This window comes from Rhizobium sp. KNZ14-9A, assembly GCF_056755015.1.
Genome location: NZ_JBPGXB010000002.1, coordinates 3704442 through 3725074, shown reverse-complemented (window position 1 = coordinate 3725074; position 20633 = coordinate 3704442). Strand labels below are relative to the sequence as shown.

The following is a 20633-nucleotide window of genomic DNA, read 5'->3' as shown; positions in this document are numbered from 1 at the left end:
CCTGGAGCTTGCGTTGATCGGTTATTCTTCGTCGTCCGCTTCGTTCTGGTTCGCAGCCTGCGCCTTTGCCAGCTTGTCGGCGCGCAGTGCATCCCGGATCAGATCGTCGGTCAGAATGAGTTTGGCATCGCTGAGCGCAGTGAAGGGGATGACGACCTTCTGCTCCTCGCCATAGGCAACCTGATCGCGTTCGATCGTAAACCCGTCGGCGTCCGCTTCGACGATCTTGCCGCGGAAGCGTTTGCGATTGCCGATCATGATCGACGTTTCGCACTTTACGAGGTGGCCCTGCCAGCGAGTAAAATCGGATTTCCGCACCAGAGGGCGGTCGATACCCGGCGAAGACACTTCTAGATGATACTCTTTATCGATCGGATCTTCCACATCGAGCACCGGAGAAATCGCCATGGAGACCTGCTCGCAGTCTTCGACGCTCATCGTGCCATCGTTCTTCTCGGCCATGACCTGCATCGTCATGCCATTCTGGTTGAGCATGCGAACGCGAATGAGGCGGAAGCCGATGTCGACGAGTACGGGTTCGATAATGTCGGCAAGACGCTGGTCAAGCCCGGTCTCGGTAATCAGCCGCGGCTCATGTTGATTGTCTGCGTTTGTCAGATCCGACAAGCGGTGCGCTCCCTGCGATTTCTGGCATTCGGGGTGATCGCGCTAATAAAAAAGAGCGGGTCCTTGCGGCCCACTCTTCATCGAACGATCAAGAATTTGAGTGCCATATAGTCCCGTTTTTTGGAAATTGCAAGGTCGACGCCGATTCCGCCTCCTCCGCCCCTGCAAGTGCGAGCTAACCTATGGCGAGCACTCATCTTCCGCATATATTGCTATTGAGGCACAACGATAAAAGCGGGGGGAAGCGTGGCCTATACGTCTTCGACATTTGCGCCTTTGCGGCATGAGACCTACCGCACCATCTGGTTTGCAAGCCTCGCCTCGAACTTCGGTGGCCTGATTCAGGCTGTCGGTGCCGCCTGGATGATGACGGTCATCACCTCGTCCGAGGACATGGTTGCGCTGGTCCAGACCTCGACGGCGCTGCCGATCATGCTGTTCTCGCTGATCTCGGGCGCTCTCGCCGACAATTATGACCGGCGCCGGATCATGCTGACGGCGCAATCCGCGATGTTCGTGGTCTCGATCGTGTTGACGGCTTGCGCCATTCTCGGCTGGATTACCCCCGCACTGCTGCTCTTCTTTACGTTTCTCATCGGCTGCGGCACGGCGCTCAACAATCCCTCCTGGCAGGCCTCTGTTGGCGACATGGTGCCGCGCGCCGATTTGCCGGGCGCGGTTACGCTGAACAGTATGGGCTTCAACATTACCCGCAGTGTCGGTCCGGCGATCGGTGGCGCCATCGTGGCGGCTGCCGGTGCCGCTGCGGCCTTTGCAGTGAACGCGCTGAGCTACATTGCGCTCCTCTATGTGCTGTTTCGCTGGCGGCCCAGCACGCCTGCGTCGACGCTGCCGCGCGAAACACTTGGCAGCGCCATTTTTGCCGGCATGCGTTATGTCTCCATGTCGCCCAACCTCGAAAAGATCCTCCTCAGAGGGCTGGTATTCGGTATCGGTGCAAGTTCTATCCAGGCGCTGCTGCCGGTCGTCGCGCTCGATCTCGTCTCTGGCGGGCCGCTGACCTATGGCTTCATGCTCGGCGCCTTCGGCGTCGGCGCGATCGGTGGTGCCATACTGAGCACCAGTCTGCGCGAGATGTTCTCCAGCGAGACGATCATCCGCTTGGCCTTTACAGGCTTTGCACTCAGCGCCGTGATCGCAGCTCTCAGCCCAAGTGCCGTGCTCACCTCGGCCGGGTTGCTTGTAGCCGGTGCCTGCTGGGTTTCGGCGCTTTCGCTCTTCAACATCATCGTCCAGCTTTCGACGCCGCGCTGGGTGGTCGGCCGCGCTTTGTCGCTTTACCAGACCGTCACCTTCGGCGGTATTGCCGGTGGAAGCTGGCTCTGGGGTGTTGCCGCCGACCGGTATGGTCTTTCGAATGCACTGCTGATGTCGGCTGCGGTCCTGCTGCTTGGAGTCGTGATCGGCCTGCGCTTTTCCATGCCGGCTTTCGCCTCGCTCAATCTCGATCCGCTGAACCGCTTTATCGAGCCCGCGCTCGGTCTCGATATCACGCCGCGCAGCGGCCCGATCGTCATCCAGGTCGCTTACCAGATCGCCGATAGCGACTTGGCCGAATTCATGACGCTGATGGTTGAACGCCGCCGCATCCGCATCCGCGATGGCGCCCGCAACTGGGCTCTGATGCGCGATCTCGAAAATCCCGGCCTCTGGACGGAAACCTATCACACGCCGACCTGGGTCGAATATATCAGGCACAACCAGCGCCGAACGCAGGCCGATGCCGAAAATACCGACCGGCTTCGCGCCCTGCACTGCGGCGAGGACCTGCCGAACGTTCATCGCATGATCGAACGGCAGGCCATTCCGCCCGTCGATGACGTCTTCCACAAGGCACCGATCGATCTGCACCATTGAGGTCAGCCATGCACGTCTTCCGAAGCGCACGACAATCCGATCTCGCCGACATCATCCGGCTGCTCGCCGATGATGATCTCGGCAGCACACGGGAGGTCGTCTCGGATCCCGTCGATATACGCTATCTCGCAGCCTTCGCCGCAATCGAGGCAGATCCCAACCAGTTGCTGGCTGTTGCAATCGACGAGACAGACAGGGTCGTCGGCTGCTTGCAGCTGAGCTTTCTTCCCGGCCTTTCGCGAACGGGCATGTGGCGGGGCCAGATCGAAAGCGTGCGCATTGCGAAGAGCCATCGCGGCTCCGGGTTGGGCTCGCAATTCATCGAATGGGCGATCGCCCGCTGCGCGGAACGTGGTTGCGGTCTCGTGCAACTCACATCCGACAAGACGCGTGCGGATTCGATCCGGTTTTATGAAAAGCTCGGTTTCGTGACGAGCCATGAGGGGTTGAAGCGCAACCTGTAAAGCATCCGCCTGGCGCGCACGCCTCTTACTTGAGCTTGCCCTTCATCGATGCCTCGGGAAAGCAAGTCGGTTTCATGCCGTTCTTTTCCTGCCACTGGCCGATCGCGCGCCGTGTCTTGTAGCCGGGCAATCCATCCGAACCGCCGACATCGTACCCCTGCCGTTCCAGTGCGCGCTGCATGGCGGCGACATCCGAGCGCAGCATCTTGCCTACATCGCCCCATTGCCCCTGGAAGGAACCGGAACCGGAGGCGATGCGGTCGGCAAGATTGCCGATATAGAGGGCATAGAGGTCGGAGTTGTTGTATTCCTTGATGATATAGAAGTTCGGCGTGACGATGAATTCCGGCCCATCACGCCCCGCAGGCACCAGCATCATGCCTTGCGCTTTCAACTCGCCGGATGGAAAACCCTTGCCGGAAATACGTTTGATGCCGAGCGACCCCCAGTGGGAGAGCGGCTTGGCAAGATCAGGCCCTTCCTGCGCGCAGGAGACTGGGTCGGGGATCGTCACTTCGAAGCCCCAGTCGCGGTCGCGCTGCCAGCCCTTTTTCACGAGGAAATTGGCAATCGAGGCGAGCGTGTCGGGAACCGAGGTCCAGATATTGCGGTGACCGTCGCCGTCGAAATCGACGGCATATTTCAGGTAGCTCGTCGGCATGAACTGCGGTTGGCCGAGCGCGCCTGCCGACGATCCCTTGAAATCGGCAGGTGTTACGTCACCGCCGTCGAGAATATGCAGCGCAGCGATCAGCTCCATGCGGAACATCTCCTTGCGCGTCGACATGAAGGCCTTGGTCGCCAGAATCTCGACGGCGGAATTCGGGATCTTCGCCGCGCCGAAGCCGGTCTCGCGTCCCCAGATTGCCAGCACGATCGAGCCCGGCACGCCATAGGTCTTTTCAATGCGGCGGAGCGTCGAGGCATATTGTGAGGCAAAGCCGCGCCCGGTCATCGCAAGCCGCTTCAGCCGATCCTCGTTGAAATAGGGGCCTGGTGAGGAAAACTCGGCCTGAGTTTGCCTCTGCTCCTTCGGCGGCGGAAAGCCGGGAGGGGCAAGATCGGTCAGGGTCCAATCCAGTTCAACGCCTGAAAAGGCCGCGCGGAAGGTCTTCTCCGAAATGCCGTTCTTTTTCGCTTCCGGCCAGAGATCGGCCTGCACCCATTTTTCGAATTGCGCTTCGACATCGGCTTTCGAAGGTGCGGCGTAAGAGGGGATGGAGGAAAGCGCCAGCAGGGCGGCGCCTGTTGAAAGAAGCCGGCCGAAGAAGTTCATATATCCCCCTAAATTGCTGTGCGCGCTCGAAGCGCAGCCGTCAGCGTACCCTCGTCGAGATAGTCGAGCTCGCCCCCCACAGGCACGCCATGCGCCAGCCGCGTGATTTTCACATTGAGATCTGCGAGCTGGTCGGTGATGTAATGCGCTGTCGTCTGCCCTTCGACGGTCGCATTCACAGCGATGATGATTTCCTTGATACCGCCCTCGCCGACGCGGTTGATCAGCCCGCGGATATTGAGATCGTCAGGGCCGACGCCGTCAAGCGGCGAGAGCGTGCCGCCAAGCACATGATATGCGGCGTTCAGTGCGCCCGCGCGCTCCAGCGCCCAGAGATCCGAGACGTCCTCGACGACAATGATCACGGATTGGTCGCGCTGCGCATCGGTGCAGACCGTACAGGGATCGACCGTATCGACATTGCCGCAGTGCGAGCAGATTTTCACCTTGTCATAGGCCTCGCCCATCGCATGTGAGAGAGGACCGAGAAGCTGATCCTTCTTCTTGATGAGATGCAGCGCCGCCCGCCGCGCCGAGCGCGGCCCGAGGCCCGGCACTTTCGCCAGAAGCTGGATCAGTTTTTCGATTTCGGGGCCGGTGACTCGCTTTGCCATGCGCCGTTCTTAACTGATATGGAACGAAAACGGAATCGCCGAAGGATCGCCAGACCGATGAAAATCCTCGCAGTCTGCAAGGGTGCAGCAGAACGCCTACCCGGCAAGAGCTACAAGACCGGTATCTTCAAACATGCCGTCGCCGGCGGCGTCATGATCGATGCCGAAGGCCTCGTGGGCGATGCGATCTGCAACAGGAAACATCACGGCGGCGTCGATCAGGCTGTCTATCTGGAGGGTTCGGTCAGCCTCGACTGGTGGGCGAACGAACTCGGCCACCCTGTCGAGCCCGGCACCTTCGGCGAGAATCTCGTCATCGAAGGGCTTGATAACCGCGATGTCTCGGTCGGCGACCGCTTTATCGCCGGCGAACTGATCCTCGAAGTCACATCCTGCCGCATCCCTTGCGCCACGTTCGCTGCCAGGATGAACGATCCGAAATTCGTCAAGCGCTACACCAGGGCGGCACGCCCCGGCATCTATTGCCGCGTGATATCAAAGGGAATCGTGGAAGCTGGAATGTCGGTCGAATATAGGCCCTTTTCCGGCGCCACAGTGACCATGCCGGAAATGATGGAAACCTTCGGGCGCCAGCTTTCCGCCGCAGATCGCAACCGCTATCTGGCGGCGCCTGTTCACTACAAGCTGCGAGCCGAACTGGAAGAACAGCCATAACTCAGCGCATGGCGATCGTGACGGCAGCCCCCGCCATCGTTCCCGCGCTCACCCGGTTGGCGATCCGCACCGCACGCCGGCTTTTCAGGAAACCGCGCGCCTTTGCGGCGAGGAACATCCAGCTGAAATCGACGACAGCCAGAACGACGAACAGCGTGACGACGAGTTCGGCCCAACCGGCAAGCGATACCGAGGGAATGTCGATGATCGACGGCAGAAGGGCCACATAGAACATCATGATCTTCGGATTGCCGAGCGCAATCGCTAGGCCGGTCAGAAACATCCGACCACGCGAACGTTCCTGCGGCAACTCTTCTTCCTCGACCTCGGCTTTGGCGAACCACATCCGCCAGGCGAGATAAAGAAGATAGAGCACGCCCAACCATTTAACGACGACGAAGACGTGGTAGAAACTTTCGGCGATCGCCGAGAGGCCGGCAATGGCGCAGGTCAGCCAGATCGCATCCCCGGCCCACATGCCGAACAGGAAAGGCAGCACGTCGCGCGTGCCTTTCGAGATGACCCGGGCGACAAGCGCCGCAACGCTCGGTCCGGGTGTGCCGGCGGCAATGAAAAGAGCGCCGGCGAAAACCAGCAGCGTCGTCAAGGTCATCATCTCCCGTCTCTTCTTCCGGGGCCAGTCATTACCGGACCAGTCGACGAAATCAGAAAGGCAGCTTGAAACCGGGCGGGATCGGCAGGCCGGCCGTCAGCGCCTTGGTCTTTTCGGCAGCGATGGCTTCCGCTTTGTCCTTGGCATCCTTGTGGGCGGCAACGATCAGGTCTTCGAGGATCTCGACATCGTCTTCCTTGAAGAGGGAAGGGTCGATCTTCAGGCTCTTCAATTCGCCTTTGCCGGAGATGATAACGGTGACGAGCCCGCCGCCTGCCTTGCCTTCGGCGGTCAGCTCGGCGATTTCCGCCTGCATCTGCTCCATCTTGGCCTGCATTTCCTTGACTTTGCCCATCATGCCCATGATGTCGCGCATCGTCTTCTCCTTCTTGAAACTAGAATTCTATGTCGTCGCCGGGCAGGATATCGCCTTCTTCGGATTCGGCGGCGGCAGGCGGGTTGACCTCCTCCGCCTCTTCCTCCGGCGTCGGCGCCCGCACGCGTACGTCGATGATCTTGGCACCCGGAAACTGGGCAAGAATTGCCGCGACATCAGGGTCCTGACGCGCATCGCTGACGCGCTGTTCCTGCGCCTTAGCTTCCGCCTCCACCATCGTCGGCCCGCCTTCTTCGCGGCTGGTGCTGACGATCCAGTGGATGCCTGTCCATTCCTTGAGCTTGACGGCAAGCTCGTTGAGCAGCGTGCCGGGTGTGCCCTCGGTGAGGTTCACGTCCAGACGGCCAGGCTCGATCCGTACGGGCCGCACGAAGTTGCGCACCAATGCCTTGAGTTTGACGTCGCGTTTTTCAGCTGCGAGATCAACGATATCGCTGATCGAATTGACCGGCACGAGCGGCTTCGGCGCTTCCACCGGCTTCGTCTCGACGCGGCCGATACTCTGCGGCTCCAGATTGGGCACGGCGCGCAGCATGGCGGTTGGCCCCGAGGGCTGTGGCCGTGGGGCGGGCTCGGGAGCCCGTGCCGTCACATTCGTCTGGTAGGGCACGCGCGTGCCGCCGCCATTGCCCGAAGGCACAGGCGAGGACGGGCGTGGTGCACCGTTTTCGTTGGAAAATTCCGCAAGCCGCCGCGCCGCATCCTCAGGTGCCGGCAGATGTGCTGCATGCGCGAGCCGGATCAGCACCATCTCGGCTGCACCCGCCGTGCGCGAAGAGTTTTCCGTCTCTGGAATGCCCTTCAGCAGCATCTGCCAGATGCGCGAGAGCGTGGTAACCGCGACACCTTGCGCAAATTCCGCAGCCTTGGTGCGCTCCACTTCGCTGAGCGATGGGTCGTTTGCGGCATCGGGCACATATTTCAGCCGCGTCACCAGATGCGTGAAGTCGGCGAGATCCGTCAGCACCACGACCGGGTTGGCGCCCGCTTCGTACTGGCTCTGGAATTCATTGAGGGCGCTTGCGACATCGCCGCGCACGATATGCTGGAAGAGGTCGACGATGCGGGCGCGATCGGCAAGGCCGAGCATGCCGCGCACGGCCTCGGCTTGCACCACGCCGCCGCCATGCGCGATCGCCTGGTCCATCAGCGACAGGCCGTCACGGGCAGAGCCTTCCGCAGCGCGCGCGATCATCGCCAGCGCATCCGGTTCCGCCTCGATGCCTTCCTTGGCGGCGATGGTCGAAAACAGGCCGACGAGATCGGAAGCGCTGATGCGGCGCAGGTCGAAGCGCTGGCAGCGCGAGAGAACGGTGATCGGAACCTTGCGGATTTCCGTCGTCGCGAAGATGAATTTCACATGCTCCGGCGGCTCCTCGAGCGTCTTCAACAACCCGTTGAAGGCTTGCGTCGAAAGCATGTGCACTTCGTCGATGATATAGACCTTGAAGCGGGCAGAAACCGGCCGGTAGCGCACCTGCTCGATAATCTCTCTGATATCGTCGATGCCGGTATGCGAGGCAGCGTCCATCTCGATCACGTCGACATGGCGGCCTTCCATGATCGCCTGGCAATGTTCGCCCGGCACGCGAAGGTCGATCGTCGGCTTGTCGATCTCAGCCGTCTTGTAGTTCAAGGCGCGGGCCAGAATGCGCGCCGTCGTCGTCTTGCCCACGCCGCGAACGCCGGTCAGCATATAGGCCTGCGCGATGCGACCGGTCTCGAAGGCGTTGGTGAGCGTACGGACCATCGGCTCCTGGCCGACCATCAGGTCCGTGAAATCCTTGGGGCGGTATTTGCGTGCCAGCACCCGGTATCCGGTGCCCGTCGAGGCGGCATCTTGTGATTGTCGCTCGGTGTCGCTCATCGCCCTGCTTGCGCCCGGAAGGCCGGGCTTCTTGGAAGAGAAGGTGGGAGGCTGGCACGATGACCCGTGCCGGGCTCGTTAGGGCTGCTTCCTTCCGGACCTGACCCGGTTGGCGAGTGGCTCGTCCACCACCAACCTCCCGGATGCACATATCGGCAAATTCCTCATCAAAAGCAAGCCAAGCTCCGAAAAAACTGCTAGTCCATTGGAAAACATGAGGAGAATGCCTTTGAGCGATTTCGTGCTCGACCCCAGGCTCGAAAACGACAGTACCAGTATCCTGCTGACTGGCCTGTGTGACGTCAGGCTATCGAAGGATGCTCGCTGGCCCTGGCTGATCCTGGTGCCGCGCCGGGCGGATATTACAGAGATCTTCGAGCTGACGCCGCTCGATCAGGTGCTGCTGACCTTCGAGATCGAGCTCGTCTCCGCAGCACTCAAGAAGGTTACCGGTGCCACGAAAATCAATGTCGGGGCTCTTGGCAATATCGTCCGCCAGCTTCATGTTCATGTCATTGCGCGTTCTGAAGGTGACGCGAACTGGCCGGGTCCTGTCTGGGGTTTCGGCAAGGCCGAGCCTTACAAGGACGCAGCAAGAGACGAATTCATAGCTAAGCTGCGGGAAGCCCTTTCACCATGAGTCATTCGCTTTTCGATTCGGACCTGCCGCATCCGGAACCCAGCAATCTCACCGCCTTTGCCGCAAACGACCTGCACCGCGACAGCGAACATCGCGATGAAGGCTCTGTCGAAAAGGCGCTCGCCCGCGAAGGCACGCATATTTTCGCCTTCGCCAAGGACAAGTTGGTGCTCAAGCACGATGGCCAGGTGCTCGATCCGCTCTTCGCACGCTACGAGCTGCAGGAGCTGAAACCGAATTGGGACGAAACCGTGCTGCTCGGCTATCGCAAAACCGGCGAGCCGCGCCTTGCCGTGCCCGTCGGCATCGATGTCGAGGATATGGCGAGCCAGTACAAGCCGGTCGACGGACGCTCGCTCTTCCGTGACGAGCTCGTCGACGAGATGCTGCTCGGCGAGTTCTCCCAGGCAGCAAGCCTCATCCGCTGGAACGGTGACAACCAGTTTTGCGGCCGCTGCGGCTCCGTCATGGAAATCCGCATCGGCGGCTACAAGCGGGTCTGCACGGCCTGCGAGCACATGATCTTCCCGCGCACCGATCCCGTCGTCATCATGCTGACGATCGATGAGGAGCGTGATCTTTGCCTGCTCGGCCGCAGCCCGCATTTCGCGCCCGGCATGTACTCCTGTCTGGCGGGCTTCCTGGAGCCCGGCGAGACGATCGAAAATGCCGTTCGCCGTGAAACGCTGGAAGAATCCGGCATCAAGACCGGCCGTATCCGTTATCATGCCTCCCAGCCCTGGCCGATGCCGCATTCGCTGATGATCGGCTGTTATGCCGAGGCGAAGTCGTGCGATATCCACCGCGATGAGGCTGAGCTTGAGGATTGCCGCTGGTTCACCCGCGAAGAAACCATCGAAATGCTGGAGCGTCCTGGCGCCAACGGCAAGGCGCCGCCGCCGAAGGGTGCGATTGCCCATCGCCTGATGCGCGATTGGGTCGAGTGGAAACGCTGAACAAAAGGTCGGAGAGCACGGATGATCGTCAGCCGGTCCGGCCTGTCTGCATGAGGGCATAATCATGGTCGCCCGCTCAGAACGGCTGCTGACCCTGCTTCAGACGCTCCGGCGCTATCGGCGGCCGGTCACCGGCACCGTATTGGCCGAAGAAACCGGTGTCAGCCTTCGCACGCTCTACCGCGATATTGCGAGCCTTCAGGCGCAAGGCGCCATGATCGAGGGCGAGGCCGGCATAGGCTATGTGCTGAAACCCGGCTTCATGTTGCCGCCGATGATGTTTTCCGAGGAGGAGCTGGAAGCACTGGTGCTTGGCTCGCGTTGGGTGGCGCGCGCCGCCGAGCCGCGCCTGGCCAATGCCGGCGCTGATGCGCTGGCGAAGATCGCCGCCGTGCTGCCGCCCGACATGCGCGATATGGTCGATTCGGCTACACTTTTTGTCGGCCGCAAACGGCAGGATGAGGATAAGGCGGATGTTTCGGCCATCCGCAAGGCAATCCGCCTGGAGCGCATCCTTGAACTGCATTATGGCGACGAACAGGGGCGTGTCTCCCGCCGCCGTGTCTGGCCTTTCGCGCTCGGCTATTTCGAGCATGTGCGCATCATAATGGCCTGGTGCGAACTACGCCAGGATTTCCGTCATTTCCGCACCGATCGTATCATCGACATGACGATCCATGACACGCGGTATCCGCGTCGTCGCACCGTTCTCCTGAAGGAATGGCGGGACACCCAGGATACTCCGATCGAGCACTAACGCTACTGCCATAAACTGTCAGCAGGATGCGCTATTGTCAGTACCAGTCCAGCAGGAAGGAGTACTGATCATGGGAATGCCTCAAGTCGTTCAATATGCCGGCCGTCGTACTTCAGTCAAAGCCGGAAAAACCCTTCGTTCGCGTCTGGTGCGCTTGTTTGCCGACAGGTTCACAGGAGCGTCAGCACGCCGTCCGCGCCTTGATCTCGAGACGATGCCGCACTGGCACAAGCGCGATCTCGGCATCATGGACGGACAGGACTGGCGCGTCGGCGACGATCTCTTCCGTTAAGGCCGCACGCCGGCCTCATTGATATTCCTCCCGGTAACGAAAGCGGCGCTGTCTGCAGCGCTGCAATCGGAGATCTGCTGCCATAAAATGGCAGCAGATCTCGGCCGGGCATCTTTCAACCCAGTGGAGAACTGAAATGGCCAGCCCCAATCTTATTATCCTCTATGTCAAGGACCCCGCTGAAAGCGCCGCCTTCTATCGCAATATTCTGAGCCGCGAGCCGGCGGTGGAGGCGCCGAATTTCGTCGCCTTTCCGCTCGATGGCGGCTTCACCCTCGGCCTCTGGCGCCGCAGCAGCGTCGAACCGCAACCCTCGGCCATCGGTAACCGCGGTGAGGTCGCCTTCATGGTCGATGGAGAAAATGCCGTCGCCAGGCATTACGAAGACTGGCGGGGCCGTGGCCTGCCCTTCGCTCAGGATCTGACCGAACTCGACTTCGGTCCGACCTTCGTCGTGCTGGATCCGGACGGGCATCGCTTGCGTGTTTGTGAGCCGGATAAATAAATCAAGGTATGCATAAGGCCTCTCCGGTCAGTTGTCGGAGAGGCTTTGGGTAATCCTTACAGAAGTCCCCGCATTGCATGGCCCTTGTAGACGCCGAGGATGCGCACCTTCTCGGAGAAGAAACGCAGTTCCTCCAGTGCCCGTCGCACATGCGCGTCGTTCGGGTGGCCCTCGATATCAGCGTAGAACTGCGTCGCCACGAACTTGCCGCCGAGCTGATAGCTTTCGAGCTTCGTCATGTTGATGTTGTTCGTCGCAAAACCGCCGAGCGCCTTGTAGAGCGCTGCCGGAATATTGCGGACGTTGAAGACGAAGGTGGTGACGATCTTTTCGTCACTGGCAGCGCGTTCTGCCCATTCCTCATCACGTGACAGTACAACGAAGCGCGTCACATTGTTTTCCGTATCCTCGACATTCTCGGCGATGATATCGAGGCCGTAGAGGTCGGCGGCAAGGCGCGGCGCGAGCGCCGCCATCGAGCGGTCGCCGGTTTCCTTGACGAGCTTGGCGGCCCCTGCCGTGTCGCCGGCGATCACAGGCTTCCAGCCATTGGCGCGCACGATCTTGCGGCACTGACCGAGCGCATGGATATGGCTGTGCACAGTGCGGATCTCGTCCTTCGTCACGCCCGGCAGAACCATGAGCTGAAAGCGGATCGGCATGAAATATTCGCCGATAATGTGCAGGCGCGATTCCGGCAGGAGGTGATGGATGTCAGCCACACGCCCGGCGATCGTGTTTTCGATCGGGATCATACCGATATCGGCGTCACCATTGTCGACCGCCGTGAAGGCATCCTCGAAGGTCTGGCAGGGTAACGGTTCCATGGTCGGAAACATGTCGCGGCTCGCCATGTCGGAATTGGCGCCGAATTCGCCCTGGAAGGCGATCCTGTTGGTCTTGATGTTCATGAGGAAAATCCGTCAGTTGGCCTTTGCGGAGAGAATGCGCCGCGCCTTTTCGAGGTCGGCCGGAGTATCGACACCAAGCGGAACCGTGTCAACGATCTCGACATCGATGCGCATGCCGGCTTCGAGTGCCCGCAACTGCTCCAACGATTCGCGCTTTTCCAGCGTCGATGGGCCAAGCGAGACAAAACGCTCGAGTGCCGCGCGTCGGTAGGCATAGAGCCCGATATGGTGATAGAGCGGCCCTTTGCCGTAAGGCGCGGTCGTGCGGGTGAAGTAAAGCGCACGCAGACGGCTGGCGGAGAGCGGTGAACCGACGACTTTCACAATGTGCGGCGCGGTCTTGTCTTCCTCGTTGTCGATTTCGGTCGTCAGAGTTCCAATATCGACGGCCTCGTTCTCGAGAGGACGTAAAGCCGCACGCACGGTTTCCGGCTCGATCGTCGGCAGGTCGCCTTGGACGTTCACGACGATTTTGGCTTTCGCGTCTGGATCGACCTTGTTCAGCGCCTCGAAAATGCGGTCAGAGCCAGACTGATGGTCTTGGCGTGTCATGACCACTTCAAAGCCGGCGGCGGCGACAGCATCGAACACCTGCTGGTCGTCGACGGCAATAACCACCCGGCCAATCGCCGCTTCCTGTGCTCGTTTCGCCACCTGCACGATCATTGGCAGACCGCAAATATCGGCCAGCGGCTTGCCGGGAAGCCGGGTGGAGGCCATGCGTGCGGGGATCAGCACCAGCACCTCATCTAATTTTAAATCAGTCATTGTTCGGGCCTTCTAATCCGGGCTGAAAAGTGGCAAAAAGTCTCACGCACAAGACCATTTAGACAGTTGCAACGAATAGCCAAAAGACATAGGTTCCGCGCAATTTCAAGATGGTCCGGTTTCTGGTCTGCCGGCTGCAAGGGGAGCATTGCAGATGAATTCATACGTCAATACGGCCGTGGGAGCGCTGCTAGGAACGATCTTCGTTCTGATGTCTGTCTCCATCGCGTCCGAGGGGATCTTCCATTCCGAGGCGCCGGAGAAGGAAGGTTTTGCCATCGTCGCCGAGGAGGCACCCGCCGCCGGCGGTGAAGGCGCACCTGCTGCCGTTGCTGTTCCGATCGCGCAGCTTCTTGCCAGCGCCGACGCCAAGGCCGGCGAGACCGTATTCAAGAAGTGTCAGGCCTGTCATGACGGCACCAAAGGCGGACCGAACAAAGTCGGCCCGAATCTCTTTGGTGTCGTAGATCGGCCGATCGCTTCGCATGAAGGCTTTGCATATTCCTCCGCCATGAAGGACTTCTCCAAGGGCAGCAGCGAGCATTGGACCTTCGAAAACCTCAACAAGTTCCTGCTGGCACCGAAGAAAGACGTCCCGGGTACCGCCATGGGCTTTGCAGGCCTGCCGAAGGATCAGGACCGCGCCAACGTCATTCTCTATCTGCACACGCTGGCAGATTCACCGGCTCCGCTGCCGGATCCGAATGCTCCGACTGCAACGCAGTAAGAAGCGACGAATTTTTTCGAGAAGAAGCCCGGTCACAAGCCGGGCTTTTTTATTGCCTCAGGCACCGAGAATATAGGCCCAGAAGGAAACGGTGATCGCGCCGAGCGCCGTGGTCACTGTAATCGTCGAGGCGGCAAGGCTGTGACCGACGCCGAAGCGGTTGGCGATCAGCCAGGCATTCACCCCCGTCGGCACCGATGAGGTCAGCACCAGAGCCGCCGCCCACTCGTTGTTGAGGCCGAAAAGATGGCTTGCTGCCCACACGCAGCCAGGCAGCAGCAGCAGCTTGAAGGCGGAGGTCACGCTGGCGATTCCGACATTGCCGGAGACACCGTATTTCTGCAGCGCCATACCGAGCGAAATCAATGCCGCCGGACCAGCCGTGCCGGCAATCTGTCCAACGACGGAGCTGACCGTTGCCGGCATGGTCAGTCCCGAGACGTGAAAGACCGTGCCGGCGGCAATGCCGATGACCAACGGATTGTGTAGCAGATTCAGGCCGATCTGCTTCAGTACCAGGGTCATGCTGCGGTCGCTCTTGCCGGAGATTTTGCGTTCGGCATGTTCCATCATGATTGTGCCGGCCACCATCATGATCGGCAGATGCACGGCAAGCAGGATGGAAAGGGCAACAAGCCCTTCGCTGCCCACGGTACGCTCGACCAGCGGCAGGCCGATGAAGATGTTGTTGGCGAAAGCGGAGGACACGCCGGCAAGCACGCCGATCCGCTCATCGCGCCCGAAGAAGCGCGTGGCAACGATGTGCCCGGCCGTCCATGTCACCGCGACACCGGCAAAATAGACGATCCAGAGCCGAAACGGCGACGCGCCATGGAAATCGGCCTCGGCGATGGTGCGGAAAAGCAGCAGCGGCACGGCGATCTTAAAAACGAACTCGCTCAAGGCATCGCCGACCTCAGCCGTCAGCAACCCTGTACGGACAATCAGCCAGCCGATGAGAATGAGAAGGAAGATCGGAAGAACGTCGAAGATGATGGCTGACATAGACTGCTGCTCTGCGCGGGGATCGCCGAGGTCTAGCAGCTAATCGCCAGCCATGACAAATGCCTTGGATGCAATATCCTTCGCGGCGCAACAAAAAAAGCGGGCTAAGCCCGCTTTTCCGCATCCGGTCCTGCCGGATAGCCGGTTGCGATACTGCCAGTTCATCCGTGGTCAGCGTCGTCCCGGTAAGATTGAAGGGATCATCCCTCCCATACCCCGGCCATACGAGATACCTGCATGCCGGTCTTCCTGATGCTGTTTTTAGGTAAGCATGGTGACAGCGGCATGACGAATAAACGGCAGTTTTGCGAAGACTTGGAAGGCGGTGTGCTGTTTATCCTTCCAATACCAGCAAATTTCGCTAAGACCGATTACCGGCTATCACAAATCCGGGACTTCCCATTTCATGACCAAATTCGATGTTCTGACGGTCGGCAACGCAATCGTCGATATTATCGCCCGTTGCGACGACCAGTTTCTCATTGACAACAAGATCACCAAGGCAGCGATGAACCTCATCGATGCCGATCGCGCCGGACTGCTCTACTCTCGCATGGGACCGGCACTCGAAGCTTCTGGCGGCAGCGCCGGCAATACGGCCGCAGGCGTTGCAAGCCTCGGCGGCAAGGCCGCCTATTTCGGCAAGGTCGCAGAAGACCAGCTCGGCGAGATCTTCGCGCATGATATCCGTGCTCAGGGAGTTCACTACCGGACCGAGGCCAAGGGAAAATTTCCGCCGACCGCACGCTCGATGATTTTCGTCACCGATGACGGCGAACGCTCGATGAACACCTATCTCGGCGCTTGCGTCGAACTCGGGCCTGAGGATGTCGAAGCGGATGTGGTGGCGCAAGCCAAGGTGACCTATTTCGAAGGTTATCTCTGGGATCCGCCGCGTGCCAAGGAAGCGATCCTCGATTGCGCCCGCATCGCCCACGAGAACGGTCGCGAAATGTCGATGACGCTCTCAGACAGCTTCTGCGTCGATCGTTACCGCAGCGAATTCCTGGACCTGATGCGCTCGGGCAAGGTCGATATCGTCTTCGCCAACCGCCAGGAGATCCTGTCGCTTTACGAGACCGACGATTTTGAGGAAGCGCTGAACAAGATCGCCAAGGATTGCAAGATCGCCGCCGTGACCATGAGCGAGGACGGTGCCGTGATCCTGAAGGGCAACGAGCGCCATTACGTCGATGCGATCAAGATCAATGAAGTGGTCGATACGACGGGCGCCGGCGATCTCTTCGCCTCAGGCTTCCTCTACGGCTACACGCAGGGCCGCACGCTGGAAGATTGCGGCAAGCTCGGCTGCCTTGCCGCCGGCATCGTCATCCAGCAGATCGGCCCGCGGCCGATGAAGTCGCTCTCCGAAGCTGCAAAGGAGGCGGGCCTTATTTAAAGGCCTCGCCCGGATAGGCACCCCAGATTTCCGACTGCGCCACCCAGCCTTCGGCGCCGTCGGTCTTTGCGAAGCACCATTCGCCATTGCACTCGCCGATCGAGATCATCACCCCAGGCTCCAGCTTGGCAACGATGCTGGCGGACGGCTGTGACTCACGGCGCAGGTTCACATAGACGCCCTTGCCTTTTCCCTTCATCCACGGTGCCGCGATTGCGGCCCGCTGGCCTGACAGCAGCGACTGATTGACCCAACCCTCCGTGCCGTCGGCATCGCGGATACGGCGCCAGTTGTCGTATTCCTGGATGATTTCGACCGGCAAACCCGTCTTCAGATACATCCAGGAAACCGCATAATCTGTTCCCGGTCCGATGCGCAGGTTCACGCGTTTGGACTTCAGCGTCACGAAGCGCGGCAGCGGCAGGCCGCTCGGCCCCTTGGCCGCCTGGGCTTGTGCAAATTCGATGGTGCCCGCCGATACGGCAAAGGCAACCGCCAGAACGAGGCAGGACTTCATAACTGTGCGACGCATGGAAGCTTCCGTTGGCTCGAATTCGCAGCAGGCCGCGCCTGCTCGCTTTCCGGGATTCCCCGGCCGCCACACGAGTTTTGTTTGTCTTCGCGTGCGGGTCTGGTAGAAAATGCCCGGAACGGGAAAATGATCGCCCATCTTGGTTAAAGACCTCTAAACAAGGCACTGCAAGCCGCTATGACGACGAAGAAAAAACCGAAGGTCTACATAACCCGCAAGCTGCCTGATGTCGTCGAAACCCGCATGCGCGAGCTTTTCGATGCCGAGTTGAATATCGACGATACGCCGCGATCCGTGCCCGAACTCGTCGAAGCCGTCAGGACCTGCGACGTGCTGGTTCCGACCGTGACCGACCGGATCGACGCAGCTCTCATCGAACAAGCCGGGCCGCAGATGAAACTGATCGCCAGCTTTTCCAACGGTACCGACCATATCGATGTCGAGGCCGCCGCCCGAAAAGGCATCACCGTTACCAACACGCCGAACGTACTGACCGATGACACCGCCGACATGACCATGGCGCTGATCCTCGCCGTGCCGCGACGAATCGGCGAAGGTGCGCGCGTGCTGACCGACAGGCCCGGCGAATGGGCCGGCTGGTCTCCGACATGGATGCTCGGGCGACGCATCCATGGAAAGCGAATCGGCATCGTCGGCATGGGCCGTATCGGCACGGCCGTTGCGCGACGCGCCAAGGCCTTCGGCCTGTCGATCCATTATCACAACCGCAAACGCGTCAATCCGGCGACCGAGGATGAGCTGGAGGCGACCTATTGGGAAAGCCTCGACCAGATGCTTGCCCGCGTCGACATCGTCTCGGTCAATTGCCCCTCGACGCCCGCAACCTTCCATCTCTTGTCGGCAAGGCGCCTGGCGCTGCTTCAGCCGACCGCCTATCTCGTCAACACTTCTCGCGGTGACGTGATCGACGAGGCTGCTCTCATCAAATGCCTGCGGGAAGGAAAGATCGCTGGCGCCGGGCTCGATGTTTTCGAGAACGAACCTGTCGTCAATCCGAAGCTGGTGAAGCTCGCCAATGAGGGCAAGGTCGTGCTGTTGCCGCATATGAGCTCGGCAACGATCGAGGGACGTGCGGAGATGGGCGACAAGGTCATCATCAACATCCGCGCCTTCATCGACGGCCATCGCCCACCGAATCGGGTGCTGCCGGGCCGGTGACGACCGGAGCGCTCCCATCTTTAGGCCAGATTAGCCGGCGAGCGCTTTCTTCATCTCGATAAACGTCACGCGCGTAAAACCGGGATGGGATTTCTCTGCGGTCCTTTCAAAGCCCCAGGCAGCGAAGGTCGCGTGATTGCCGACGAGCTCTATCCGTGTCTCGAGCCTCAATGCCGGAAGGCCGAGATCGAGCGCCGTCTCTTCGGCGATATCAAGCAGTCGCCGGCCGATGCCCTTGCCTTGCGCGGATGGCAGAACCGCGAGTTTTCCGACATAGAGGCAATCCTTCTCCGGGCGCAGGAAAATGCAGCCGGCGAGCTGCCCCGCATCCTCTACGACATAGGCGATTTCTGCCTTTGCCTTTTCCACCAGCGATTCCATCGTCAGGCGAGTTGCTGAGGAGGGCGGATCGATGCGGCCTTCCATATAGGCGAAGGATGCGAGAATGAGATCGAGCAGCTCGCCCCAGCGAGCAAAACTCTCATCGATGCGAAAAGGCGTCATGCGGTCCTGCTCTGCCTCGCGCGCCGGCGCTTGTAGCGGATCGTATCGAAACGGGCAGACAGGGCGTCATAGAGCAGCAAGCGGCCAATCAGCGGTTCGCCGGCACCGGTAATGAGCTTGATCGCCTCCATGGCCATCATCGTGCCAATCACGCCCGTCAGTGCGCCAATGATACCGGCCTCCGCGCAGGCGGGGATCAATCCGGACGGCGGTACTTCGGGAAAGAGATCGCGATATCCAGGGTTCTGCGTGCCGTCTTCTGCAGCCTCATAGGGTTTCAGCACCGTCAGCGACCCGTCGAAGCGGCCGACGGCGCCGGTCACGAGCGGGATACGCGCTTCTTCTGCTGCATCGGCGGCCATATAGCGCGTATCGAAATTATCCGAGCCGTCGATCAGGAGATCGAAGCCGGAGAGGTGCAAACGCGCCGTATCGGCAGAAAGACGCTCAGTGAAACGGATGACCTTGATATGCGGGTTCAGCCGAGCGATCGCAATGGCCGCGCTTTCCGTCTTCATTTCGCCGATCGTGCCGGAATCGTGGATCACCTGCCGCTGCAGGTTGGAGAGCGAAACACGGTCGTCATCGGCAATGCCGAGCGTGCCGACGCCTGCGGCCGCCAGATATTGCAGGATCGGCGCCCCGAGCCCTCCGGCGCCGATGACAAGCACGCGGGCGGCCTTCAGCTTCTGCTGTCCCGCGCCGCCGATTTCCGGCAGCAGTATGTGGCGATGATAGCGTGCGATTTCGTCCGGGCTGAGGGGGTCCATGGGCGTAATGCTAACACGCCTCGAACCGCGGGGAGAAGCGCTATCGCTCATTCGAAAACCCTTCCGTCGGCAACCGTGAAAAACTGTGCCCGCTCGGCAAGTGCCGCAAACATCTGATGGTCCGTTCCTGTCATGAATGCCTGGCCGCCAAGCCCGTCTATGAGGTCGAACAGGGCGGCGCGACGTCCCTCGTCGAGATGGGCGGCAATCTCGTCCAGGAGCAGAACCGGCGCATGGCCAGTAAGGTTGCCGACTAGCCGCGCATGGGCAAGGACAAGGCCCACCAGCAGGGCTTTCTGCTCGCCGGTGGAGCAGCGCGCCGCTTCCATCTGCTTCTCACGATGATGCACGATGAGATCGGCGCGATGCGGCCCCTCCAGCGTGCGTCCGGCGCCGGCATCGCGGTAACGGTTGGCGGCGAGTGTTGCCGCATACTCATCTTCCAGATCGACTGAGGGTCGGGAGAACTGGCCATCCATGAAGCCCGAGAGCTGCAGAGATGCTGACGGGAAGGGCGAAGTCTCGCGGCTTTCCTCGATGAGCCGTGTCAGCAGGCCGAGCATTTCCTGGCGGGCGAGCGCCATGGCAATACCGAGGCTTGCCATCTGCTCCTCGATGCCGGAAAGCCAGGACGGATCGAAGCGGCCTTCGTCGAGCAACTTGTTGCGGCTGCGCATGGCGCGCTCGAAGTCGCTCGCCCGCCTGCCATGCTCAGGGTCGAGCGACAGGACCAGCCTGTCGAGGAACCGCCTGCGGTCGGAAGAGCCGCCGGTAAAGAGCCCGTCCATTGCCGGCGTAAGCCAGAGCACGCGCAGATGGTCGGTCAACTCGTCAACCGTCTTGGCCGTGGTTCCGTTGATGCGCAGCCTGCGCGCCATCGCCTCGTCGCTGGCATCGATCCCCGTACCGATCTCGACATCGCCTTCCATGCCTTCGAGCTTGGCAAAGATCGAAAATCCGCCCACAGCACCGACACGGGTAATATCGCCATAGGCGGCGCGGCGCAGCCCGCGTCCCGGTGACAGGAAGGAGACCGCCTCCATCAGGTTGGTCTTGCCGGCGCCGTTGTCCCCAGTCAGCACCACGTGCCGCCCGTCGAGCGCAAGCGAGGCCGACGCATAATTGCGAAAGTCGGTCAGTTTCAGACGGGAAAGGGCAACCTTGTGCGGCATCGGATATCCGGAAACATCAAGGCTGACAGTGAGAGCCTTTCCTAGTCAGAATGATTCAATCTGACTAGGAAAGGCTCTAAGCCGAAGTGTCAGGGATATCAAGGC

Annotated in this window: 24 protein-coding genes and 1 other RNA gene; 11 read left to right on the top strand and 14 right to left on the bottom strand. The window is 60.5% G+C overall.

The annotated features are described in order from the left end of the window. Positions 1–21: 21 nt before the first annotated feature. Positions 22–627, bottom strand: coding sequence for a ribosome maturation factor RimP (rimP, locus tag ACR9ZQ_RS25345; protein WP_007813842.1), 606 nt, complete (start codon positions 625–627; stop codon positions 22–24). 246 nt (positions 628–873) lie between these two features. Between rimP and ACR9ZQ_RS25340 the strand changes: the two genes are divergently transcribed. Then, positions 874–2505, top strand: a complete 1632-nt coding sequence (locus ACR9ZQ_RS25340; RefSeq protein WP_481428985.1) for an MFS transporter — start codon at positions 874–876, stop codon at positions 2503–2505. A gap of 8 nt (positions 2506–2513) precedes the next feature. After that, positions 2514–2969, top strand: a complete 456-nt coding sequence (locus ACR9ZQ_RS25335; protein ID WP_310379905.1) for a GNAT family N-acetyltransferase — start codon at positions 2514–2516, stop codon at positions 2967–2969. A gap of 25 nt (positions 2970–2994) precedes the next feature. Here the strand turns inward: ACR9ZQ_RS25335 and ACR9ZQ_RS25330 are convergent, their stop codons facing one another. Continuing rightward, positions 2995–4245, bottom strand: a complete 1251-nt coding sequence (locus tag ACR9ZQ_RS25330; RefSeq protein ID WP_310379903.1) for a lytic murein transglycosylase — start codon at positions 4243–4245, stop codon at positions 2995–2997. A gap of 8 nt (positions 4246–4253) precedes the next feature. Continuing rightward, complete coding sequence (gene recR, locus ACR9ZQ_RS25325; protein WP_310379900.1) at positions 4254–4859, bottom strand: recombination mediator RecR; 606 nt, start codon at positions 4857–4859, stop codon at positions 4254–4256. A 57-nt stretch (positions 4860–4916) separates the two neighbouring features. Between recR and ACR9ZQ_RS25320 the strand changes: the two genes are divergently transcribed. Beyond that, entirely contained in the window at positions 4917–5534 is a 618-nt protein-coding gene (locus ACR9ZQ_RS25320; protein ID WP_310379898.1) for an MOSC domain-containing protein, read from the top strand. Between the two features lies 1 nt (position 5535). Here the strand turns inward: ACR9ZQ_RS25320 and ACR9ZQ_RS25315 are convergent, their stop codons facing one another. The 4 genes from ACR9ZQ_RS25315 to ffs all read right to left on the bottom strand — a co-directional run bounded on the left by ACR9ZQ_RS25315 (position 5536) and on the right by ffs (position 8551). Then, complete coding sequence (locus ACR9ZQ_RS25315; RefSeq protein WP_481429357.1) at positions 5536–6147, bottom strand: LysE family translocator; 612 nt, start codon at positions 6145–6147, stop codon at positions 5536–5538. 52 nt (positions 6148–6199) lie between these two features. Beyond that, entirely contained in the window at positions 6200–6523 is a 324-nt protein-coding gene (locus ACR9ZQ_RS25310) for a YbaB/EbfC family nucleoid-associated protein (RefSeq protein WP_007813855.1), read from the bottom strand. 19 nt (positions 6524–6542) lie between these two features. Further along, positions 6543–8411, bottom strand: a complete 1869-nt coding sequence (locus ACR9ZQ_RS25305) for a DNA polymerase III subunit gamma/tau (protein WP_481428984.1) — start codon at positions 8409–8411, stop codon at positions 6543–6545. A gap of 43 nt (positions 8412–8454) precedes the next feature. Continuing rightward, positions 8455–8551: signal recognition particle sRNA small type (gene ffs / locus ACR9ZQ_RS25300), an RNA gene on the bottom strand. Between the two features lie 89 nt (positions 8552–8640). Between ffs and ACR9ZQ_RS25295 the strand changes: the two genes are divergently transcribed. The 5 genes from ACR9ZQ_RS25295 to ACR9ZQ_RS25275 all read left to right on the top strand — a co-directional run bounded on the left by ACR9ZQ_RS25295 (position 8641) and on the right by ACR9ZQ_RS25275 (position 11561). Continuing rightward, positions 8641–9051 (top strand): HIT domain-containing protein, encoded by a 411-nt coding sequence (locus ACR9ZQ_RS25295; protein WP_310379892.1) that lies wholly within the window; start codon positions 8641–8643, stop codon positions 9049–9051. After that, the gene (nudC, locus tag ACR9ZQ_RS25290) at positions 9048–10007 is read left to right on the top strand and encodes an NAD(+) diphosphatase (protein ID WP_310379890.1); all 960 of its coding nucleotides are present in this window, start codon (positions 9048–9050) and stop codon (positions 10005–10007) included. The genes ACR9ZQ_RS25295 and nudC overlap by 4 nt, the downstream gene beginning before the upstream one ends. Positions 10008–10068: 61 nt before the next feature. Continuing rightward, the gene (locus tag ACR9ZQ_RS25285; RefSeq protein WP_310380103.1) at positions 10069–10764 is read left to right on the top strand and encodes a helix-turn-helix transcriptional regulator; all 696 of its coding nucleotides are present in this window, start codon (positions 10069–10071) and stop codon (positions 10762–10764) included. A 70-nt stretch (positions 10765–10834) separates the two neighbouring features. Further along, positions 10835–11056 (top strand): hypothetical protein, encoded by a 222-nt coding sequence (locus tag ACR9ZQ_RS25280; RefSeq protein WP_310379888.1) that lies wholly within the window; start codon positions 10835–10837, stop codon positions 11054–11056. 136 nt (positions 11057–11192) lie between these two features. Then, positions 11193–11561 carry a VOC family protein gene (locus tag ACR9ZQ_RS25275; RefSeq protein WP_025669404.1) on the top strand — a complete coding sequence of 123 codons (369 nt, stop codon included), beginning with the start codon at positions 11193–11195 and terminating at the stop codon, positions 11559–11561. Positions 11562–11617: 56 nt separating this feature from the next. On the opposite strand, the gene ACR9ZQ_RS25270 is transcribed toward ACR9ZQ_RS25275, so the two are convergent. Together ACR9ZQ_RS25270 and ACR9ZQ_RS25265 are read right to left on the bottom strand one after the other, a co-directional pair. Further along, on the bottom strand, positions 11618–12472 hold the full coding sequence (locus ACR9ZQ_RS25270; RefSeq protein WP_310379885.1) for a prephenate dehydratase: 855 nt from the start codon (positions 12470–12472) through the stop codon (positions 11618–11620). A gap of 12 nt (positions 12473–12484) precedes the next feature. Continuing rightward, complete coding sequence (locus ACR9ZQ_RS25265; RefSeq protein WP_481428983.1) at positions 12485–13240, bottom strand: 3-deoxy-manno-octulosonate cytidylyltransferase; 756 nt, start codon at positions 13238–13240, stop codon at positions 12485–12487. A 154-nt stretch (positions 13241–13394) separates the two neighbouring features. Between ACR9ZQ_RS25265 and ACR9ZQ_RS25260 the strand changes: the two genes are divergently transcribed. Further along, entirely contained in the window at positions 13395–13967 is a 573-nt protein-coding gene (locus ACR9ZQ_RS25260) for a c-type cytochrome (protein ID WP_113016191.1), read from the top strand. A 57-nt stretch (positions 13968–14024) separates the two neighbouring features. Here ACR9ZQ_RS25260 and ACR9ZQ_RS25255 read toward each other — a convergent pair whose 3' ends face one another. Continuing rightward, positions 14025–14972, bottom strand: a complete 948-nt coding sequence (locus tag ACR9ZQ_RS25255; RefSeq protein WP_310379880.1) for an AEC family transporter — start codon at positions 14970–14972, stop codon at positions 14025–14027. Positions 14973–15378: 406 nt separating this feature from the next. On the opposite strand from ACR9ZQ_RS25255, the gene ACR9ZQ_RS25250 reads away from it, so the two are divergent. Then, positions 15379–16371, top strand: a complete 993-nt coding sequence (locus ACR9ZQ_RS25250) for an adenosine kinase (protein ID WP_025669408.1) — start codon at positions 15379–15381, stop codon at positions 16369–16371. On the opposite strand, the gene ACR9ZQ_RS25245 is transcribed toward ACR9ZQ_RS25250, so the two are convergent. Further along, positions 16364–16903: an SH3 domain-containing protein gene (locus ACR9ZQ_RS25245; RefSeq protein WP_113320503.1), complete on the bottom strand. Its 540-nt coding sequence runs from the start codon at positions 16901–16903 to the stop codon at positions 16364–16366. The genes ACR9ZQ_RS25250 and ACR9ZQ_RS25245 overlap by 8 nt on opposite strands. 177 nt (positions 16904–17080) lie before the next feature. Between ACR9ZQ_RS25245 and ACR9ZQ_RS25240 the strand changes: the two genes are divergently transcribed. Next, positions 17081–18082, top strand: a complete 1002-nt coding sequence (locus ACR9ZQ_RS25240) for a 2-hydroxyacid dehydrogenase (RefSeq protein WP_310379877.1) — start codon at positions 17081–17083, stop codon at positions 18080–18082. Positions 18083–18112: 30 nt separating this feature from the next. On the opposite strand, the gene ACR9ZQ_RS25235 is transcribed toward ACR9ZQ_RS25240, so the two are convergent. From ACR9ZQ_RS25235 to recF, 3 genes are read right to left on the bottom strand one after another with little or no spacing between them, the layout of a single operon-like run. Beyond that, positions 18113–18586: a GNAT family N-acetyltransferase gene (locus ACR9ZQ_RS25235; RefSeq protein ID WP_310379875.1), complete on the bottom strand. Its 474-nt coding sequence runs from the start codon at positions 18584–18586 to the stop codon at positions 18113–18115. Beyond that, entirely contained in the window at positions 18583–19407 is an 825-nt protein-coding gene (locus ACR9ZQ_RS25230; RefSeq protein ID WP_481428982.1) for a molybdopterin-synthase adenylyltransferase MoeB, read from the bottom strand. Before ACR9ZQ_RS25230 ends, ACR9ZQ_RS25235 begins: the two co-directional genes overlap by 4 nt. Continuing rightward, the gene (gene recF / locus ACR9ZQ_RS25225; protein WP_310379871.1) at positions 19404–20528 is read right to left on the bottom strand and encodes a DNA replication/repair protein RecF; all 1125 of its coding nucleotides are present in this window, start codon (positions 20526–20528) and stop codon (positions 19404–19406) included. Before recF ends, ACR9ZQ_RS25230 begins: the two co-directional genes overlap by 4 nt. Positions 20529–20633: the final 105 nt, after the last annotated feature.

Excerpts from the sequence above, each read along its gene's own strand:
- ACR9ZQ_RS25240 (WP_310379877.1), top strand. The coding sequence starts at position 17,081 with ATGACGACGAAGAAAAAACCGAAGGTCTACATAACCCGCAAGCTGCCT.
- ACR9ZQ_RS25265 (WP_481428983.1), bottom strand. The coding sequence starts at position 13,240 with ATGACTGATTTAAAATTAGATGAGGTGCTGGTGCTGATCCCCGCACGC.
- recR (WP_310379900.1), bottom strand. The coding sequence starts at position 4,859 with ATGGCAAAGCGAGTCACCGGCCCCGAAATCGAAAAACTGATCCAGCTT.
- ACR9ZQ_RS25235 (WP_310379875.1), bottom strand. The coding sequence starts at position 18,586 with ATGACGCCTTTTCGCATCGATGAGAGTTTTGCTCGCTGGGGCGAGCTG.
- ACR9ZQ_RS25245 (WP_113320503.1), bottom strand. The coding sequence starts at position 16,903 with ATGCGTCGCACAGTTATGAAGTCCTGCCTCGTTCTGGCGGTTGCCTTT.
- nudC (WP_310379890.1), top strand. The coding sequence starts at position 9,048 with ATGAGTCATTCGCTTTTCGATTCGGACCTGCCGCATCCGGAACCCAGC.
- ACR9ZQ_RS25335 (WP_310379905.1), top strand. The coding sequence starts at position 2,514 with ATGCACGTCTTCCGAAGCGCACGACAATCCGATCTCGCCGACATCATC.
- ACR9ZQ_RS25230 (WP_481428982.1), bottom strand. The coding sequence starts at position 19,407 with ATGAGCGATAGCGCTTCTCCCCGCGGTTCGAGGCGTGTTAGCATTACG.
- ACR9ZQ_RS25260 (WP_113016191.1), top strand. The coding sequence starts at position 13,395 with ATGAATTCATACGTCAATACGGCCGTGGGAGCGCTGCTAGGAACGATC.
- ACR9ZQ_RS25250 (WP_025669408.1), top strand. The coding sequence starts at position 15,379 with ATGACCAAATTCGATGTTCTGACGGTCGGCAACGCAATCGTCGATATT.
- ACR9ZQ_RS25275 (WP_025669404.1), top strand. The coding sequence starts at position 11,193 with ATGGCCAGCCCCAATCTTATTATCCTCTATGTCAAGGACCCCGCTGAA.
- ACR9ZQ_RS25310 (WP_007813855.1), bottom strand. The coding sequence starts at position 6,523 with ATGCGCGACATCATGGGCATGATGGGCAAAGTCAAGGAAATGCAGGCC.
- recF (WP_310379871.1), bottom strand. The coding sequence starts at position 20,528 with ATGCCGCACAAGGTTGCCCTTTCCCGTCTGAAACTGACCGACTTTCGC.
- ACR9ZQ_RS25305 (WP_481428984.1), bottom strand. The coding sequence starts at position 8,411 with ATGAGCGACACCGAGCGACAATCACAAGATGCCGCCTCGACGGGCACC.
- ACR9ZQ_RS25280 (WP_310379888.1), top strand. The coding sequence starts at position 10,835 with ATGGGAATGCCTCAAGTCGTTCAATATGCCGGCCGTCGTACTTCAGTC.
- ACR9ZQ_RS25255 (WP_310379880.1), bottom strand. The coding sequence starts at position 14,972 with ATGTCAGCCATCATCTTCGACGTTCTTCCGATCTTCCTTCTCATTCTC.
- ACR9ZQ_RS25330 (WP_310379903.1), bottom strand. The coding sequence starts at position 4,245 with ATGAACTTCTTCGGCCGGCTTCTTTCAACAGGCGCCGCCCTGCTGGCG.
- ACR9ZQ_RS25270 (WP_310379885.1), bottom strand. The coding sequence starts at position 12,472 with ATGAACATCAAGACCAACAGGATCGCCTTCCAGGGCGAATTCGGCGCC.
- ACR9ZQ_RS25315 (WP_481429357.1), bottom strand. The coding sequence starts at position 6,147 with ATGACCTTGACGACGCTGCTGGTTTTCGCCGGCGCTCTTTTCATTGCC.
- ACR9ZQ_RS25320 (WP_310379898.1), top strand. The coding sequence starts at position 4,917 with ATGAAAATCCTCGCAGTCTGCAAGGGTGCAGCAGAACGCCTACCCGGC.